The sequence below is a fragment of the Xenorhabdus sp. PB62.4 genome, assembly GCF_014467285.1.
Lineage (GTDB): Bacteria > Pseudomonadota > Gammaproteobacteria > Enterobacterales > Enterobacteriaceae > Xenorhabdus.
The window spans coordinates 140450-157563 of the sequence record NZ_NKHR01000006.1 but is presented as its reverse complement, the minus strand read 5'-3'; the positions used below and the strand labels follow the sequence as shown (position 1 = coordinate 157563).

15 protein-coding genes are annotated in these 17114 nt (G+C 46.0%); 3 read left to right on the top strand and 12 right to left on the bottom strand.

Annotation, left to right across the window (positions count from 1 at the left end; translation table 11 throughout):
* Nucleotides 1–16: 16 nt before the first annotated feature.
* Nucleotides 17–220, top strand: a complete 204-nt coding sequence (gene yacG / locus Xenpb_RS07930) for a DNA gyrase inhibitor YacG (protein ID WP_187653821.1) — start codon at nucleotides 17–19, stop codon at nucleotides 218–220.
* Nucleotides 221–334: 114 nt separating this feature from the next.
* Here the strand turns inward: yacG and mutT are convergent, their stop codons facing one another.
* The gene (gene mutT / locus Xenpb_RS07925) at nucleotides 335–739 is read right to left on the bottom strand and encodes an 8-oxo-dGTP diphosphatase MutT (RefSeq protein ID WP_187653820.1); all 405 of its coding nucleotides are present in this window, start codon (nucleotides 737–739) and stop codon (nucleotides 335–337) included.
* A 240-nt stretch (nucleotides 740–979) separates the two neighbouring features.
* On the opposite strand from mutT, the gene Xenpb_RS07920 reads away from it, so the two are divergent.
* Nucleotides 980–2587 (top strand): ATP-binding cassette domain-containing protein, encoded by a 1608-nt coding sequence (locus Xenpb_RS07920; RefSeq protein WP_187653819.1) that lies wholly within the window; start codon nucleotides 980–982, stop codon nucleotides 2585–2587.
* Nucleotides 2588–2682: 95 nt separating this feature from the next.
* Here the strand turns inward: Xenpb_RS07920 and secA are convergent, their stop codons facing one another.
* Together secA and secM are read right to left on the bottom strand one after the other, a co-directional pair.
* Nucleotides 2683–5391: a preprotein translocase subunit SecA gene (secA, locus tag Xenpb_RS07915; protein ID WP_187653818.1), complete on the bottom strand. Its 2709-nt coding sequence runs from the start codon at nucleotides 5389–5391 to the stop codon at nucleotides 2683–2685.
* Nucleotides 5392–5484: 93 nt separating this feature from the next.
* A complete protein-coding gene (secM, locus tag Xenpb_RS07910) occupies nucleotides 5485–6039 on the bottom strand; it encodes a secA translation cis-regulator SecM (RefSeq protein WP_187653817.1) in 555 nt (184 codons plus the stop codon).
* Nucleotides 6040–6076: 37 nt separating this feature from the next.
* On the opposite strand from secM, the gene Xenpb_RS07905 reads away from it, so the two are divergent.
* Nucleotides 6077–6613, top strand: a complete 537-nt coding sequence (locus tag Xenpb_RS07905) for a DUF721 domain-containing protein (RefSeq protein ID WP_099113467.1) — start codon at nucleotides 6077–6079, stop codon at nucleotides 6611–6613.
* 134 nt (nucleotides 6614–6747) lie between these two features.
* On the opposite strand, the gene lpxC is transcribed toward Xenpb_RS07905, so the two are convergent.
* The 9 genes from lpxC to murD form a co-directional block, all read right to left on the bottom strand.
* Entirely contained in the window at nucleotides 6748–7665 is a 918-nt protein-coding gene (gene lpxC, locus Xenpb_RS07900) for a UDP-3-O-acyl-N-acetylglucosamine deacetylase (protein WP_187653816.1), read from the bottom strand.
* Nucleotides 7666–7764: 99 nt separating this feature from the next.
* Nucleotides 7765–8928 (bottom strand): cell division protein FtsZ, encoded by a 1164-nt coding sequence (gene ftsZ, locus Xenpb_RS07895; protein ID WP_187653815.1) that lies wholly within the window; start codon nucleotides 8926–8928, stop codon nucleotides 7765–7767.
* 66 nt (nucleotides 8929–8994) lie between these two features.
* Entirely contained in the window at nucleotides 8995–10251 is a 1257-nt protein-coding gene (gene ftsA / locus Xenpb_RS07890; RefSeq protein ID WP_187653878.1) for a cell division protein FtsA, read from the bottom strand.
* Between the two features lie 32 nt (nucleotides 10252–10283).
* Complete coding sequence (gene ftsQ / locus Xenpb_RS07885; RefSeq protein WP_187653814.1) at nucleotides 10284–11099, bottom strand: cell division protein FtsQ; 816 nt, start codon at nucleotides 11097–11099, stop codon at nucleotides 10284–10286.
* Nucleotide 11100: 1 nt separating this feature from the next.
* Nucleotides 11101–12021 carry a D-alanine--D-alanine ligase gene (locus tag Xenpb_RS07880; protein WP_187653813.1) on the bottom strand — a complete coding sequence of 307 codons (921 nt, stop codon included), beginning with the start codon at nucleotides 12019–12021 and terminating at the stop codon, nucleotides 11101–11103.
* Nucleotides 12014–13489 (bottom strand): UDP-N-acetylmuramate--L-alanine ligase, encoded by a 1476-nt coding sequence (gene murC / locus Xenpb_RS07875; RefSeq protein WP_187653812.1) that lies wholly within the window; start codon nucleotides 13487–13489, stop codon nucleotides 12014–12016. Before murC ends, Xenpb_RS07880 begins: the two co-directional genes overlap by 8 nt.
* Nucleotides 13490–13524: 35 nt before the next feature.
* Entirely contained in the window at nucleotides 13525–14610 is a 1086-nt protein-coding gene (gene murG / locus Xenpb_RS07870) for an undecaprenyldiphospho-muramoylpentapeptide beta-N-acetylglucosaminyltransferase (protein WP_187653811.1), read from the bottom strand.
* On the bottom strand, nucleotides 14607–15800 hold the full coding sequence (ftsW, locus tag Xenpb_RS07865; protein WP_187653810.1) for a cell division protein FtsW: 1194 nt from the start codon (nucleotides 15798–15800) through the stop codon (nucleotides 14607–14609). The genes murG and ftsW overlap by 4 nt, the downstream gene beginning before the upstream one ends.
* Nucleotides 15800–17110, bottom strand: a complete 1311-nt coding sequence (murD, locus tag Xenpb_RS07860; protein WP_187653877.1) for a UDP-N-acetylmuramoyl-L-alanine--D-glutamate ligase — start codon at nucleotides 17108–17110, stop codon at nucleotides 15800–15802. The genes ftsW and murD overlap by 1 nt, the downstream gene beginning before the upstream one ends.
* Nucleotides 17111–17114: the final 4 nt, after the last annotated feature.

The window sequence follows — 17114 nt, the reverse complement described above, 5'->3', positions numbered from 1 at the left end:
AGCAGGAGAAAGTAAGATGTCTGAAGTATTGACTGTCGAATGCCCTACGTGCAGCAACACGGTAATATGGGGGGAAATTAGCCCGTACCGCCCATTTTGCAGTAAACGTTGCCAATTAATCGACTTAGGCGAATGGGCCAGCGAAGAAAAGAAAATACCGAGCCAGTGCGACAGCTCAGAAAGTGATAACTGGAGCGAAGATCCAAATCTGGATAAGTAATATCATCTAACTTCGGTTATGACCGCTATTTCAGTTATGACCGCTAATGCAGCAGCACCAGTGATATTTGGCGCTGCTGTATAATGTCTGGTTTCAAGGCCGACTACCGACTAGCTAATTCGAACCCTCTTTCGTCAGTAAATCCACAATACTGCGGTTTGCCGGGGGGAATTCATCAGCAATTAATTTTGATTGCAAAACCCAGCGAGAAGGTTGTCCTTCTTTACCAAATGGCTCATCTTTCCATTCATCGACCAGAAAAAAGTAGAGCGTGATTCTTCTGTCAGGGAAATCATGTTTGATGGTATCCATCATTTCACTATGAGTTACCGTGATACCAACTTCTTCCTTTAGCTCTCTGATTAACGCCTGCTCAGGCGTTTCTCCCTGTTCAAGTTTCCCCCCTGGAAACTCCCAAAAACCACCCATATGTGAATCAGCGCTACGCTGCGTGATAAAAATCTCATCATTGCTATTTTTAATGATACCTGCTGCAATATGCAGATGTTTTTTTTCCATAATCGCTTTTCTTGCCGTTGATTATTTAACTTAGGTGATTATCTCTTGCAGACTACATTAAAATTAGCTTAAATCGCAAACTTGTATTTCATTCAATGTCTAGCCGATTTTCACCGCGTCTTATTACCCACAACCTCACTACATCAGACCTATCATGTAAAAACAAATTGCAAACAGTGTAAGAAATTAGCCTACAAATAGATTCAAACTACTATTTTAAAGATTAAGGAAACACCGTTTATGCAAAATGATGTTCAATCATTAATCGAAGCAAGACAAATCGCCTATCAATTTTCTGGTGAAACAAAGCCTCTCTTTTCTGGCATTGATATGTTTTTAAATGCAGAGCAACACGCATTAGTAGGACGTAATGGCATTGGTAAATCCTGGCTGGCATCAATATTGGCAAAGCAGACCTCTCCCACAGAAGGCTATGTGAAACATTTCTGTGATGTGGGCTATTTGTCACAGGGGTTAGCATCTTTTTCTGGTAATGCTGCCGACATGTTGGGATTGACCAAAATCATGAGTGCCAATGAGCGCGTTCTGGCGGGTGTTGGTGATGACGCAGATTTTGATGTTATGGAAGGTCATTGGGATTGGCAATTTCAGACTGAATCTCTGCTTGCGGAAGGTGAACTCAATCCAAGCATATTAAATCAGCCTTTTGATTCCCTCAGCGGTGGTGAGCAAACACGGATCAGGCTATTAGCACTAAAACAGCAAGGTGCTAGTTTTATGATTCTGGATGAACCAAGTAACCACCTTGATCGGCAAGGACGCCTTTGGTTATCTCAATGGCTAGGAACTTTCAGCGGTGGTATTTTGCTGGTAACCCATGATACCCAACTTTTACAACATGTATCGATTGTTTATGAACTTGGCGGATTGGGGTTATCTCGTAGTATCGGTGGATGGGAAACTTGGCTGGAAAGTAAGGAGCAACTAAGGCTCGGTATTCAACGCGAAGTGGATCAAACTCAAAAAAATCTGAAACAAGTTTTGCGTGATAAGCAAAAAGACCGTGAAAAAACCAGTAAAAGGCAAAGTCAAGGCAAACAAAAACGAGAAAATGCCAATCAAGCCCAAATCCTCCTTGATCGTCAACTTGGACGCTCAGAAGCCACACTGTCACGGCAAGCAATACAACACAAAGAACGGATTCAAAGGAGCTCATTACTCGCTACAGATGCCAGAACGAAACTGGAAATTATCGATCCATTATCAATCGTAGTTGCAACCCCACAAACGGCTACCGCTCCCCTACTTTACTTACAAGATGTCATCTTACCTTTTGGTTCCGGATCTCCTATCAGTCTGACTATCAATAATGATGAACGTCTTGCTGTCGTTGGTAAAAACGGCAGTGGAAAATCAACCTTATTAAAGGTGATGGCAGGGGATTACTTACCTAAACAGGGAACTTGCCGAATAACACCTTCGTATCGCTTAATGGATCAACATTTTTCGTTTCTCGATAAAACTCAATCTGCGCTGTATAACTTTCAACGGCAGTCACCGGGTTGGACGGAAGATCGCTACCGTACTCGATTGGCACAATTACGTATTCGTGGCGAAGAAGCTCTGAAGCCTGTCGGCTATCTGAGTGGAGGAGAACAACTTAAGGTCGCGCTGGCTTGCCTGTTCTGTGGGCCATATGCACCTGCCCTACTGTTATTAGATGAACCAGATAATCATCTGGATATTGAATCACGTGAATTACTTCAAAAAGCATTGCATGATTATACTGGCGCAATGGTACTTATTTCCCATGACGATAATTTCATTAAAAATATAGGCAATATGCAAGAATTGGTATTGAAGAGTGACGAAAAGGCTACGATTTAATCGTCAATATAATAAAAACCCTCAACTCTATTGAGCGAGGGTTTGAGCTGTTTTTTTTGCTAATAGTGATGCACCATTAGCACAATTAGTTTTAATTATAAGCGGCCGTGACAATGCTTATATTTTTTGCCAGAACCACATGGGCATGGATCGTTGCGGCCAACTTTACGCTCTCCTGTTGCCATCTGAGCTTCAGCTTCTGACATCAACGCTCCCTGCTCGATTTCATGGCTCAGATGCTGCTTTGTTGCCAGACGTTCAGCTTCCTCACGACGCTGCTGCTCCAACGCTTCAACTTCTTCTGGCATCCTGACTTGAACTTTGCTCAACGTACTGATCACTTCATATTTCAGTGATTCCAGCATATTAGAAAACATGGCAAAAGATTCACGTTTGTATTCCTGCTTTGGATCTTTCTGAGCATAACCGCGCAGGTGAATACCTTGACGCAGGTAATCCATCGCTGCCAGATGTTCTTTCCACAATGTATCCAAGGTTTGCAGCATGATGCCTTTCTCAAAGTTACGCATCATTTCTGCACTGACAATCTCTTCTTTCTGTTTATAAACCTCAATCGCTTTCTCCAGAATGCGCTCACGCAGCGTTTCTTCATGCAATTCAGGTTCTTTATCCAACCATTCTTTAATTGGCAGCTCCAGATCGAAGTCGTTGACTAAACGTTCCTGCAATCCTTCAACATTCCACATTTCTTCCAGTGATTGTGGTGGAATATAAGCATCAATCGTGGCCTTGAAGACATCTTCACGAATGCTGGCAATAGTTTCACTAACATCACTCACATCAAGCAAGTCGTTACGTTGGGCATAAATCGCTCGACGCTGATCATTGGCAACATCATCATATTCCAGTAATTGCTTACGGATATCAAAGTTACGGCTCTCAACTTTACGTTGAGCATTAGCAATTGCTTTAGTCACCCATGGGTGTTCAATTGCTTCCCCTGGCTGCATACCAAGTTTACGCATCATGCCGGTAACGCGGTCAGAAGCAAAAATGCGCATCAAAGAATCTTCCATTGACAGATAGAAGCGCGAAGAACCCGCATCTCCCTGACGTCCCGCACGACCACGTAACTGGTTATCAATACGGCGGGATTCATGACGCTCTGTACCAACAATATGTAAACCACCCGCAGCCAAAACCGCATCATGGCGCTCTTGCCACGCGGCTTTGATTTTTTCGATTTCTGCTTCAGTTGGATTTTCCAGTTTGGCAATTTCTGTCTGCCAGCTTCCGCCTAACATGATATCGGTACCACGTCCCGCCATGTTAGTCGCAATAGTCACCGTGCTGGCCTGACCTGCCTGAGCAATAATGTCAGCTTCCATTGCATGGAATTTTGCGTTCAAGACGTTATGTACAATACCGGCCTTAGTTAAGGCATTAGAAACAAGCTCTGATTTCTCAATCGAAATGGTCCCCACCAAAACGGGCTGACCACGGCTTGTACGGTCTTTGATATCTTCAATGATCGCCTCAATTTTTTCTGCTTCTGTCATGTAAACCAGATCAGGTAAATCTTGACGGATCATTGGGCGGTTTGTTGGAACGACGATGGTATCTAATTTATAAATGGAGCTAAATTCAAAAGCTTCTGTATCGGCAGTACCCGTCATACCTGCCAATTTCTCATATATACGGAAATAGTTCTGGAATGTGATCGAGGCCAGTGTCTGGTTTTCATTCTGAATTTCAACACGCTCTTTGGCTTCCACCGCCTGATGAAGGCCATCAGACCAACGACGGCCTTGCATGGTACGCCCGGTATGTTCATCAACAATGATGACTTCACCATCTTTGACAATATAGTCTACATCACGGGTAAACAACGCATGGGCACGCAGGGCAGCCGTCACATGGTGCATCAGCATAATGTTGGTCGGAGAATACAAGGATTCACCTTCCTCCATCAATTTGGCTTCCACCAATAACTCTTCAATCAGTACCAGACCACGTTCTGTCAAATTGACTTGGCGTGTTTTTTCATCAACAGAGAAGTGCCCTTCACCCTGGAATGTATCTGAATCCTCTTTTTCTTGACGGATCAGTTTCGGGATCAACTTATCCACTTTGATATAAAGTTCAGAGCTATCCTCCGCAGGCCCAGAAATAATCAATGGGGTACGAGCTTCATCGATCAGAATGGAGTCCACCTCATCCACCAATGCGTAATGCAATTTACGCTGGACCCGCTCTTCTGGGCTGAACGCCATGTTGTCGCGCAAATAGTCGAAACCATACTCATTGTTGGTGCCGTAAGTAATATCAGCGGCATAGGCTTCACGTTTTGCTGGCGCTGGCATACCAGGCAAGTTAATGCCCACGGTCAGACCAAGAAATTCAAACAGTGGACGATTGTTTTCAGCGTCACGTTGTGCCAGATAGTCGTTCACGGTTACAACATGGACACCGCGTCCGCTCAAGGCGTTAAGATAAGCCGGCAATGTTGCGGTCAGTGTCTTACCTTCACCAGTACGCATCTCTGCTATGCAGCGTTCATTCAGTACCATCCCGCCCAGCAACTGCACATCAAAGTGACGCATACCAAATACACGTTTACTGGCTTCACGCACAGTCGCAAACGCTTCCGGCAGAATTTTATCCAGTGACTCTCCTTCTTTCAAACGAGCACGAAATTGCTCTGTTTTCGCTTTCAGTTCTTCATCAGAGAGTTTTTCAAAATCCGGCTCCATGCGGTTGATTACATCAACCACTTTGCGTAAGCGACGCAAAGTACGATCATTACGGCTACCAAAAATTTTCGTTAGTAATTTAATCAGCATAATTAGTACATCTCAGATAAGGCTACTTCTTCTGTAACCAATCAACCATTTCCTAAAAACTGTCTTAATTAAAAGAAAAACAAGACAGAAACATTAAAGCAAAGATAATTGATTGGATATCGGCCCTGCTCTGATACCTTGCGTTTTGGCTACCCAGAGTGCTGGAGTATGGGTATCAGGACGCACAACTTTCACCCTTGCAACATCTGAGATAGCCTCATCAAGTGGCATTGGTGCCTGAGTCAGCATGGCATGCAACGTATCCAGCATAAGTTGCTGCATGGATGGAGAAGAAATCCGAGTACTTTCTTTTGCTACTTCGTATTTAACAGATTCCGTAATCGAAAAAGCAAAAGAAAGTTGACGGATGACATTACGAATAGCGTGTTGCTGCCAGTGATTTAAATAATTCGAGGGTTGACGCTGAGCACTTTTTAGTTGAAATAAGTGTAATTGGAACAAATGCTCAAACGAGGAAAAGGCTTGATTCTGGTTTCCTTGGGTAGAGGAAGTATTTGTATGGGAAAGACTTTCTGTCACTCCGGCAAAAACAGTAGGAACACCAATTCCTGTAGCAACCATGCCCAGTAAAAGGTGAGACCAAAAATAACGCCTACCAAATTGTCGCCAAAGATTTAAAATACTCATTAATCCTTCATTAATAAATACTGGAACTGCCTTTATTATGCGAGATAGCCGCCCACAATCACTAGATACGCTATTTGAAGACGCGGCGACTGTCGGGAAAAGCCCGCTTCAAGTTATTCAAAGACATGCCATCGCATTATTGAAACTCAACCGTGCCGTTCTCAGTTTGCTTCCTGCTCAATTACACCCATGGTGCAGGGTCGCCAATTATCGCAAACAAATTCTGGTACTGGAAGCAGGAAATGCTAGTTGGATGACCCGGCTTCGTTATGAAATCCCCGTTTTGCTATCTACTCTAAGGAGCGAAATTCTACCATCTTTATCCTCAATCGACATCAGGATTAATCCATCATTAATGATTAAGTGTGATAATAATGCTCAGAGTCTTTCAGGATCGTCAACAAAGGCATTCAATAATGATAATAAGGAATTACCAAAGCGCCAGCTCACTCATGAAAGTGCAAAAACATTAATGATGTTGGCTGAACATAGCCCTGAGAAATTGAAAAGAAGATTGGAACGATTGGCTGCGCTGGCCGGAGAGGGTACCAGTACAGCCAAGAAGAAGCGCTAACGCTGAATAAAAAACATCAGCGAAAGGAGCGTAATAGATAACATAACCCACTGGTGCATCATCGGAATGTTCTCAACACTCTTTACCAATACGCATGTTGCCAATACACATGTTAGCAACACATTCGTTAGTCATTATGCCAACACCAATGATGGAGCACGGAAAGCCAGTGGCATTTCAGCTTCATCTTCAAATGTGACAAACTCCCAAGCACTTTCCTGCGCCAAAACTGTTTGTAACAGTTTGTTGTTCAACGCATGGCCTGATTTGAACGCAGTAAATGCGCCAATGATGTTGTAGCCACACATAAACAGATCGCCGATCGCATCCAGCATTTTATGGCGCACAAATTCATCTTCGAAGCGCAAACCATCTTCATTGAGTACGCGATAATCATCTACTACAATCGCACAATCAAAGCTGCCGCCAAGGCACAACCCTTTAGATTGCAGGTACTCAATATCGCGCATGAAGCCGAAAGTACGCGCACGACTGATCTGGCGAACAAATGAATCTGCTGAGAAATCCAGAGCATAACGTTGTGAGCTGGAATCGATCGCCGGGTGGTTAAAGTCAATGGTAAAATCGAGACTAAAACCGTGATAAGGCGACAATTCAGCCCATTTATCGCCCTCTTCCACACGAACGCTCTCTTTCATGCGCACGAATTTTTTCGCGACATTCAGCTCTTCAATACCCGCATCCAATAGCAGGAAAACGAACGGGCTAGCGCTACCATCCATAATCGGGATTTCTGGCGCATCGACTTCAACAACGATGTTATCGATCCCTAGCCCTGCTAACGCTGCATTCAAATGCTCAACGGTTGAAATCCGTACATTATGCTCATTCACCAGACAAGTGCAGAGCATGGTATCACGTACAGATTTAGCATCTGCCGGAAAATCTACCGGAGGATTCAGGTCAGTACGACGATAGATGACCCCGGTATTAGCCGGTGCTGGACGCATTGTCAGCGTGACTTTCTTACCGGTGTGCAAACCGACGCCGGTCGCTTGAACAATACGTTTTAATGTCCTTTGTTTGATCATCGTTTATATCTCGCAATGTTACTTATCCCGCCAATCACTATAAAGCATGATTGGCAGGATAGTTTAGCACAAAAAGCGGAGAAACCAATTTTTTAGCAATCAATCAGCCTGCTTGCGTAAAAATGCAGGAATGTCCAAATAATCAGGTTCCTTGCTTGTATGCGTACTCTGGTCATTAACGACTTTAGCTGCTGTTTTGTTCTCATCAGACAACGAAGGAATGCCACCAGGCATCTGCTGGTAACGGCGATCCATCGTGTTTGCCTGAGGCGCTTTGTTGTTGGTCACCAGCGTAATTTCTGGACGTTTATCCATTCCGATACCGGTAGCCACGACAGTCACGCGCAACTCATCGTTCATATCTGGATCCAGTGACGTACCGATAACTACCGTTGCATTATCAGAAGCAAATGCACGGATTGTGTTACCCACCGTTTCAAATTCATCCAGTCGCAGGTCGAAGCCCGCTGTAATGTTAACCAGAACGCCGCGTGCACCAGAAAGATCAATATCTTCCAGCAATGGGCTGGAGATAGCCATCTCTGCTGCCTCTTCCGCTCGATCTTCACCTTGTGCAATACCAGATCCCATCATGGCGTAACCCATTTCAGACATCACGGTACGAACATCGGCAAAGTCAACGTTCATCAATCCCGGGCGGGTAATCAGCTCGGCAATACCCTGTACCGCTCCTTTCAGAACGTCATTGGCTGCACCGAAGGCATCCAACAGGGAAATACCGCGACCCAGAACTTTCAGTAACTTATCATTTGGAATGGTAATCAATGAATCCACATGTTTGGACAGTTCAGTGATCCCTTGTTCCGCGAAGGCCATACGTTTTTTGCCTTCAAAATTAAATGGCTTAGTGACAACAGCAACGGTCAGGATGCCAAGTTCTTTAGCAATTTCGGCCACAACAGGAGCCGCCCCTGTTCCTGTACCACCCCCCATGCCTGCGGCGATGAATACCATGTCAGCACCTTCCAGTGCGGTACGCAATGATTCGCGATCTTCTTCCGCAGCAGTACGGCCAACCTCAGGGTTTGCTCCAGCGCCCAATCCTTTCGTAATGCCGTTGCCAATCTGGATAGTCTGACCAACAGCCGTCTTACGCAGCGCCTGAGCATCGGTGTTAACCGCAAAGAAGTCTACACCTTCAATACGCTCACGCACCATGTGCTCTACAGCATTACCGCCGCCGCCGCCGACGCCGATGACTTTAATCACCGCGTCGTTGGTTAATTCCAGTGGTTCAAACATAATTTCTCTCCGTTTTGTGCCTTTATATCAAGGCCGGCGACATTGTCGTAGCCTCTGTATAAAAAATCAAAATTCTTTTCTCAGCCAGTTACTGACTTTCTTAAACCAGCCACTCACTGACGTTCTTTTATCGGCATCAGAATCTCCCCCAAGGTGAGATTCTTTGCCATAATGCAGAAGCCCAACTGCTGTTGAGTAGCAAGGCTCCTGCACATAATCTGTCAACCCGGTGATGTTCAGGGGACGGCCAATGCGCACTTGGGTATGGAATACCCGCTGAGCACAATCGGCAAGACCATCAATCTGGGCTCCTCCGCCTGTCAGGACAATCCCTGCCGCCAGGTGGTGTTTTACGCCCTGCTGACGCAATTGCTCCTGCAATCGCAAGATTTCATCGTTTACTAAATTCAGCAGTTCGGTATAACGAGGCTCTATTACCTCAGCCAATGTCTGACGTTGCAGACTACGGGGAGGGCGACCTCCGACACTTGGGACTTCTACGCTCTCATCCTTGCTGACTATTGAACCCAACGCGCAGCCATGGCGAACCTTGATGGTTTCCGCATCACTTGGGGGAGTACCAAACGCATAGGCGATATCACTGGTCACCACATTGCCTGCGTAAGGAATAACCTTGGTATGACGCAATGCACCGCCAGTGTATACAGCGATATCCATCGTGCCGCCGCCAATATCAACGACACACACGCCCAATTCACGCTCATCTTCCGTTAGCACAGCATAACTTGCTGCCAGTCCGGCAAAAATAAGTTGGTCAACTTTCAGACCACAACGTTCAACAGCTTTTACAATATTCTTCGCCATGTCGTTATGGCAGGTAATCAAGTGGACTTTTGCCTGCATACGCACACCGGATAGCCCGACTGGATTTTTGATCCCTTCCTGATAGTCAATCGCATATTCCTGTGGGATCACATGCAGAATACGGTGTTCATCACGAACACGAACCGATTTGGCCGTATGCACAACGCTGTCCACATCATCCTGTGTAACTTCTTCATCCGAAATCGGCACCATGCCAATTTCGTTCTGGCAACTGATATGTTTGCCGGAAAGCGCCAGATAGACTGAAGAGATTTGGCAATCTGCCATAAGTTCAGCCTGATCAATGGCTCGCTGTACGCATTTAACGACCGACTCAAGATCGTTGACACCGCCTTTATCCATGCCGCGAGATGGGCAACTTCCTACTCCGATAATATTAACCATACCATCGGGCAGAATTTCACCAACCAGGGCAGATACTTTTGCTGTCCCGATTTCAAGGCCAACTACCAATTTTCTGTCCGTTGATTTGATCATCGTTATTCTGCCTGTTTCTGTATTATTACCAGTCACTGTTTGTTTTCTTGCCCGTTCATTGAAACCGGCGTATCAGTTAATAAAGGAGCCCAACCTACCGCAGCACCGCTGTCATAACGTAAGTCAACATAGTCCACGCGCTTTTCCGTGTTTTTCAGCAACACAGGATAAAGTTCAACAAAACGTTTCATTCGCTCCATTTTATCTCGATTTCCTAACTCCAATCGGATACCGTTATCCAATATCAACTGCCAGGAGTTGCGCGCTGTCATGATCACCGTTTTCAATTTGATTTGGTGTCCTTCAAGCAAAGCCGCCATTATACGGTATTCATCCAATACGTCTTTTTCTCTGCCTTCTGGCCCCTGTAGCATCGGGTATTGCCCGTTTGCACTGCGTTCCATCGGCAAGCTGAATACCCGGCCTTCTGCATCCAGCATTTGGGTGTCATTCCAACGCGCATAAGGAACGTATTCTACCAGATGTATTTTCAGTTCATCAGGCCATTGTTTACGTACAGTGACCTGCCGAATCCATGGCAGTTGTTCAATCTTTTCTTGAATGACATTGACATCCTGAGTCATAAATGTCTTGGGTGCTCCCAAGGACAAAATAGCCTGTCTGACATCATCATTCGTGGTGTAATGGCGTTCACCAGTCAACACCAGTTTTGAGAGCGGTAATCTGTTCGAATCCTTCATCCAGTCCAAGGTCATCCAGCCTCCCCATATGATGATACCAATCACCATCAGGAAGAAGATAATCCCTACCAGATAATAACCATTACTGGGACGAGCTCTCTGAGCTTCGCTCTCCCGCTCCCGGAAATTCCGGGCTGCCTGTGACATATCAATCAGCCAATTCCAAAATTCTCGCTACGAGTTGAGAAAAATTGAGTCCTGCCTGACGCGCAGCAATGGGTACCAGACTATGGCTGGTCATGCCCGGGGAAGTATTCGCTTCCAACAGGTAAAAGTTACCATTGCCATCGTCCATAATATCGACTCGTCCCCAACCACTACACCCTAATGCTTTGTAAGCCCTTGATGCGATATCCGTCAGCTCCTGCTCTTTTTCCGCACTTAAGCCGCTTGGGCAGAAGTATTTTGTTTCGTTGGAAATATATTTCGCATCGTAGTCATAAAACACATCCGGAGCTTGGATACGGATAGAAGGAAGCGCTTCATTCCCCAAAAAACCCACGGTATATTCAGGCCCAAACAACCATTTCTCAACCAACACATTCGTGTCGTACTGAAATGCTAATTCCAATGCGCCACGCAATTCGGAATAGTCATTCACTTTAGTCATCCCTACACTGGAACCTTCCAGATTAGGTTTAATCATTAATGGCAGGCCTAATTCTTGAACATACTCTTTGAGTTGCAAATCATTAACTTGTTCAAATTTTTGAGCATTAATTGCGACATAAGGAGAAACCGGCAGTTTTGCCCCTTGCCATAGATGTTTTGTGCGCAATTTGTCCATTGACAAGGCAGAGGCCATAACACCACTGCCGGTATAAGGAAGTTGTAAAAACTCCAACAAACCTTGCAGAGTGCCATCTTCACCGCCACGACCATGTAGCGCGATAAAGACTTTACTGAATCCTTCTTCCTTGAGTTTAGTCACATCAAAGTCTTTTGTATCAACTGAATGGGCGTCAATACCGGCTTCTTTCAGCCCTGCCACAACAGCGTGTCCTGATAGCAGTGATACCTCACGTTCAGCAGATGTTCCACCTAACAGAACGGCGACTTTATCAATCATGATGTTCTCCCTCATTAAAAGATGGCTGTAATTTTGTTTCAGCCAGATTGCGCGCTATTTTACCGATATTACCGGCACCCTGTACCAAAACTAAGTCATTGTTTTCTATTACTTGTGACAGCATGACTGAAATTTGCTCAGGCTCTGACACGAAAATCGGATCCAATTTTCCACGGCTACGGATAGTACGGCATAACGAACGGCTATCCGCCCCAGGAATAGGCGTTTCACCTGCTGCATACACATCCAGCATCAATAAAACATCTACCTGATTCAGAACATTGGCAAAATCATCATATAAATCACGAGTTCTTGAATAACGGTGTGGCTGGAATACCATCACTATACGTTTATCCGTCCAGCCAGCCCGTGCAGCTTTAATCGTAGCGTCAACTTCCGTTGGATGATGACCATAATCATCCACCAACATCACACTGCCTTCTTTCCCATTGACATGCTTGAGAGAAAACTCTCCCAGAAAATCAAATCGACGCCCGGTTCCCTGAAATTCTGCCAGTGACGCCAAAATAGCAGCATCATTGATGCCCTCTTCTGTTGCTACAGCTACAGCCGCCGTCGCATTCAACGCGTTGTGACGCCCCGGTGCATTTAACACCACATGCAGATCTGGCAAATCATGCCGGCTAATAGTGAAGAACCCCTGTGCTCCCTTCTGCTCATAGTGAGTAATACGAACGTCCGCTTCCTCGCTAAAACCGTAGGTTGTGATATAACGCCCAATCCGGGGAATGAGTTCTTTTACAACAGGATCATCAATGCACATCACCGCCCGACCATAAAACGGCAGATTATGCAGGAAATTAACAAACGTCTGTTTCAGATTTTCGAAGTCTCCCTGATAGGTATCCATATGGTCTGCTTCGATATTGGTGACCACTGCCATCATGGGTTGCAAGTGTAAAAATGACGCATCACTTTCATCAGCTTCTGCAATCAGGTAACGACTGCTACCTAAACGGGCATGTGTGCCTGCGGCTTTCACTAATCCACCATTAACAAAGGTTGGATCGAGTCCCGCTTGCGCATAAATACCTGCAATCATGGCTGTTGTAGTCGTTTTTCCATGCGTTCCTGCAATGGCAATGCCATGGCGGTAACGCATAAGCTCTGCCAGCATTTCTGCACGGCGAATCACTGGAATGCGCGCTTCACGAGCCGCAATAATTTCTGGGTTATCCGCAGGAATAGCTGTGGATGCAACGACTACACTGGCATCCCGCACGTTTTCCGGGCGGTGATTAAAATAAATAGTTACGCCCAGTGCAATCAGTTGTTGTGTGACAGGATTGGGCGCCAGATCAGAACCACTTATCTGATAACCTTCATTAGCCAACACCTCGGCGATACCACCCATGCCAGCACCCCCTATGCCAACAAAGTGGATATGCCTGACTTTTCTCATTTCAGGCACTGAAGCTCTTAATTTCGCCAATTGTTGTGTATTCACGTTTTAATCTTCACTCGTTATGTTTATTCACCGTTCTATTTAGAACGGCCTGAATGATTTTCAACAGCATCGTTCAGCGCTGCTGACACCCGCTCGGTTGCGTTAATGATAGCCACTGAGCGTGCTTTTTCTGCCATTTCCAGTAATTGTGGGCGTTGCCACTGAGTTAACAATCCTGCCACCGCATCGACCGTAAACTCCGGCTGTTCGAGTATCTTTGCAGCCCCTACTTTCTCCAATGGCAAGGCATTCCAATATTGCTGGCGATCTTTATGCTGGAATGGAACAAAAATGGCAGGCAAGCCCGCGGCAGAGACTTCGCTAACCGTCAGAGCACCCGAACGACATACCACAACATCTGCCCACGCATAAGCCTGCGCCATATCATCAATAAATTCAGTCACTTTGAATTCGGACTTAACCAAATTTTCATATTTTTTCTGTGTTTCTTCCTGAGCGCCCTTACCAGCCTGATGCCATAATGTGACTTTATCGCCCAAGCGAGCGGCGACTTCTGGCATAGTCTGGTTCAGAATTCTCGCTCCTTGGCTACCACCCACAATCAGCACCCGAACGGGGCCTTCACGTCCAACCAAACGCTGTGCTGGCAGGGGCAATGCCAGTACATCTTCCCGTACAGGGTTACCAACAACCGGTGCCTTAGGAAATGCTCCCGGAAATGCCTGTAAAACCGTTTTGGCAATTTTAGCCAACCAACGATTAGTCAGTCCTGCGATGCCGTTTTGTTCATGCAGAACAACGGGAATGCCACATAACCATGCGGCTATTCCGCCAGGGCCAGAGACATAGCCTCCCATCCCCAGTACAACGTCCGGCTGGTAACGACGCATAATCGCTTTTGCCTGCCGAATCGCTTTAAAAATTCCAATGGGGGCCGCCAGCAGTGCTTTGATTCCCTTGCCCCGCAATCCTGAGATCTGAATAAACTCAATATCAATGCCATGTTTTGGAACCAAATCAGCTTCCATGCGATCAGCCGTTCCCAACCAGCGAATATCCCACCCTTGCTCTTTTAAATGGTGAGCAACAGCCAGTCCCGGAAACACATGACCGCCTGTACCACCTGCCATCACCATTAAACGCCGGTTTTTGCCACTCATTTGGGGCTCCTTACGAATGCCTGTGCTTTTGTCAGGCGCACTTCATAATCAATTCGCAATAACAAGACGATGGCTGTCGACATGACAATCAGACTCGAACCACCGTAACTCACCAGAGGTAATGTTAATCCTTTCGTTGGCAGCATACCTGCCGCTGCGCCAACATTGATGAACGCCTGAAAGCTGAACCATACGCCGATTGCGCAAGCCAAAAAGCCTGAAAACCGTTGATTAAGCTGCAATGCCCTGCGACCAATCATCATTGCGCGGAAAGCGACGAAGAATACCATTGCCAACACTAAAACCACACCGAAATAACCTAATTCTTCGGCCAGGATGGAGAAAATAAAGTCAGTATGGGCTTCTGGCAGGTATTCCAATTTTTGGACTGAATTTCCCAGCCCTTGTCCGAAGAAACTTCCACGACCAAATGCCATTAGTGACTGGGTTAACTGATAACCACTGCCGAACGGATCTTCCCACGGATTCAGAAAAGAAGTTACCCTGCGCATACGATAAGGTTCAGCAACAATCAGTACGCATACGGCAAATATTCCACAGCCAATAATGGCAAGGAACTGCCATAATTTTGCCCCTGCCAGAAACAGCAGTGCTAATGTTGTAACAAACAACACAATCACTGTGCCTAAATCCGGCTGTGCCAACAGCAAAATCGCCAATGCAATCATGACGCCCATTGGCTTGCAGAACCCCCAAAAATTGTTTCTTACTTCCTCAACCTTTCTGACCAGATAACTGGAGAGGTAGCAAAAGAGCGATAATTTCGATAATTCGGCAGGTTGAATACGCAGCGGGCCAATCGCCACCCAACGTGACGCACCATTGACCGAGCTACCGACAAATAGCACCACAATCAACATCATAATTGTGCATAGCAACATGACATTGCTGTAACGCAGCCAGAAACCCATCGGAATGCGCAGCGTGACCAGAGATAATAAAAAGCACAGTAGCAAATAAATCGCATCGCGTTGCGCGAAGATAAAGGGATCTTTAGCGAGACGCTGACCAACTGGCATTGAGGCGGATGTCACCATGATAAAGCCGATAACAGCCAGCCCCAATATCATCCAGACCAGGGTACGATCATACATGACGATATCTGTGGTATCTGCTTCCACATTTCCCGCCAACCAATTTTTAAATTTACCAAGGCCTGGAATGGTCATCAGCCTAACTCCTCTGCCAAACGGGCAAATTCATGACCACGATGTTCAAAACCATTGAACTGATCGAAACTCGCGCAAGCGGGTGACAGTAGAACCATATCGCCAACAACTAATTTAGCTGCAATTTCTCTCATCGCCTGTTCCATCGTTTCTGTCAGTATTGAGATTTCAGGACGCAATTGCGCCAGTTGATCCCCATCACGGCCAAAACAATAAAGACGAATATTCTTCCCTGCGATATAGGGTTTCAGCGGAGTAAAGTCTGCCGCTTTTCCATCGCCGCCCAATAAAAGATAAAGCGTACCTTCCAAACTCAATCCGCTGAGTGCCGCTTGGGTGCTGCCAACATTGGTTGCTTTAGAGTCATTTACCCAGCGAACACCATTTCTCATATGAATCACCTGAAAACGGTGATCTAACCCAGAGTAAGTCCGCAATGCCTGAAGGCTGGCCGCACGAGGAATACCGACAGCATCCGCCAAAGCTAATGCCGCCAGCCCATTCGTGTAGTTATGTTGCCCAGCCAACTGCATTTCACGGGTTGACAACACTGGGGACTGATTAACCACCAATTGTTGATGTTCACTATCAAGTTGATAATCCCCGCAGTCCACACCAAAGCTGGTACAACGGCTATCTTTGCCAGCCTCTGGCAACGTCAAAACATTTTGTTCATTCACTACACAGACTTTTGCTTGATCGTAAATTCGCAATTTCGCCGCTCGATACTGTGACAACCCTTTTGGATAGCGCACCATATGGTCTTCGGTGACATTCAGTACAGTCGCGGCGGCGGCTTTCAGGCTGTAAGTCGTTTCAAGCTGAAAGCTGGAAAGCTCCAATACATATAGCTGGCAAGGTTTTTTCAATAATTCCAGAGCAGGGATACCAATGTTTCCCCCTACTCCAACCTGCCATCCGGCTTCTTTTGCCATCTCACCAACCAGAGTAGTCACTGTGCTTTTTCCGTTTGATCCCGTAATGGCAACAATCGGTGCTATGGCTTCACGGCAAAACAGCTCAATGTCTCCAACAATTTCAACGCCAGCATCAGCCGCAGCCTGCAATTCAGGCGTTGCCAACGCAATTCCCGGACTGGTAACGATCAAGTCAGCATCAAGCAGCCATTGTTTATTTAAACTGCCAGTGTGACATTCAACATCATCAGGCAGCTTATCGCTGCCCGGTGGTATGATACGGGTATCCATTACACGCGGAGTCACACCCCGTGTGATAAAAAAGTCAACACAGGAAAGACCTGTCAGCCCTAACCCGACAATGACGACTTTTTTGCCTCTGTATTCAGTCATGAAT

Bases quoted from the DNA above. Each gene is read 5' to 3' on its own strand.
- yacG (WP_187653821.1), top strand. From the start codon at position 17: ATGTCTGAAGTATTGACTGTCGAATGCCCTACGTGCAGCAACACGGTA.
- mutT (WP_187653820.1), bottom strand. From the start codon at position 739: ATGGAAAAAAAACATCTGCATATTGCAGCAGGTATCATTAAAAATAGC.
- Xenpb_RS07920 (WP_187653819.1), top strand. From the start codon at position 980: ATGCAAAATGATGTTCAATCATTAATCGAAGCAAGACAAATCGCCTAT.
- secA (WP_187653818.1), bottom strand. From the start codon at position 5,391: ATGCTGATTAAATTACTAACGAAAATTTTTGGTAGCCGTAATGATCGT.
- secM (WP_187653817.1), bottom strand. From the start codon at position 6,039: ATGAGTATTTTAAATCTTTGGCGACAATTTGGTAGGCGTTATTTTTGG.
- Xenpb_RS07905 (WP_099113467.1), top strand. From the start codon at position 6,077: ATGCGAGATAGCCGCCCACAATCACTAGATACGCTATTTGAAGACGCG.
- lpxC (WP_187653816.1), bottom strand. From the start codon at position 7,665: ATGATCAAACAAAGGACATTAAAACGTATTGTTCAAGCGACCGGCGTC.
- ftsZ (WP_187653815.1), bottom strand. From the start codon at position 8,928: ATGTTTGAACCACTGGAATTAACCAACGACGCGGTGATTAAAGTCATC.
- ftsA (WP_187653878.1), bottom strand. From the start codon at position 10,251: ATGATCAAATCAACGGACAGAAAATTGGTAGTTGGCCTTGAAATCGGG.
- ftsQ (WP_187653814.1), bottom strand. From the start codon at position 11,099: ATGTCACAGGCAGCCCGGAATTTCCGGGAGCGGGAGAGCGAAGCTCAG.
- Xenpb_RS07880 (WP_187653813.1), bottom strand. From the start codon at position 12,021: ATGATTGATAAAGTCGCCGTTCTGTTAGGTGGAACATCTGCTGAACGT.
- murG (WP_187653811.1), bottom strand. From the start codon at position 14,610: ATGAGTGGCAAAAACCGGCGTTTAATGGTGATGGCAGGTGGTACAGGC.
- ftsW (WP_187653810.1), bottom strand. From the start codon at position 15,800: ATGACCATTCCAGGCCTTGGTAAATTTAAAAATTGGTTGGCGGGAAAT.
- murD (WP_187653877.1), bottom strand. From the start codon at position 17,110: ATGACTGAATACAGAGGCAAAAAAGTCGTCATTGTCGGGTTAGGGCTG.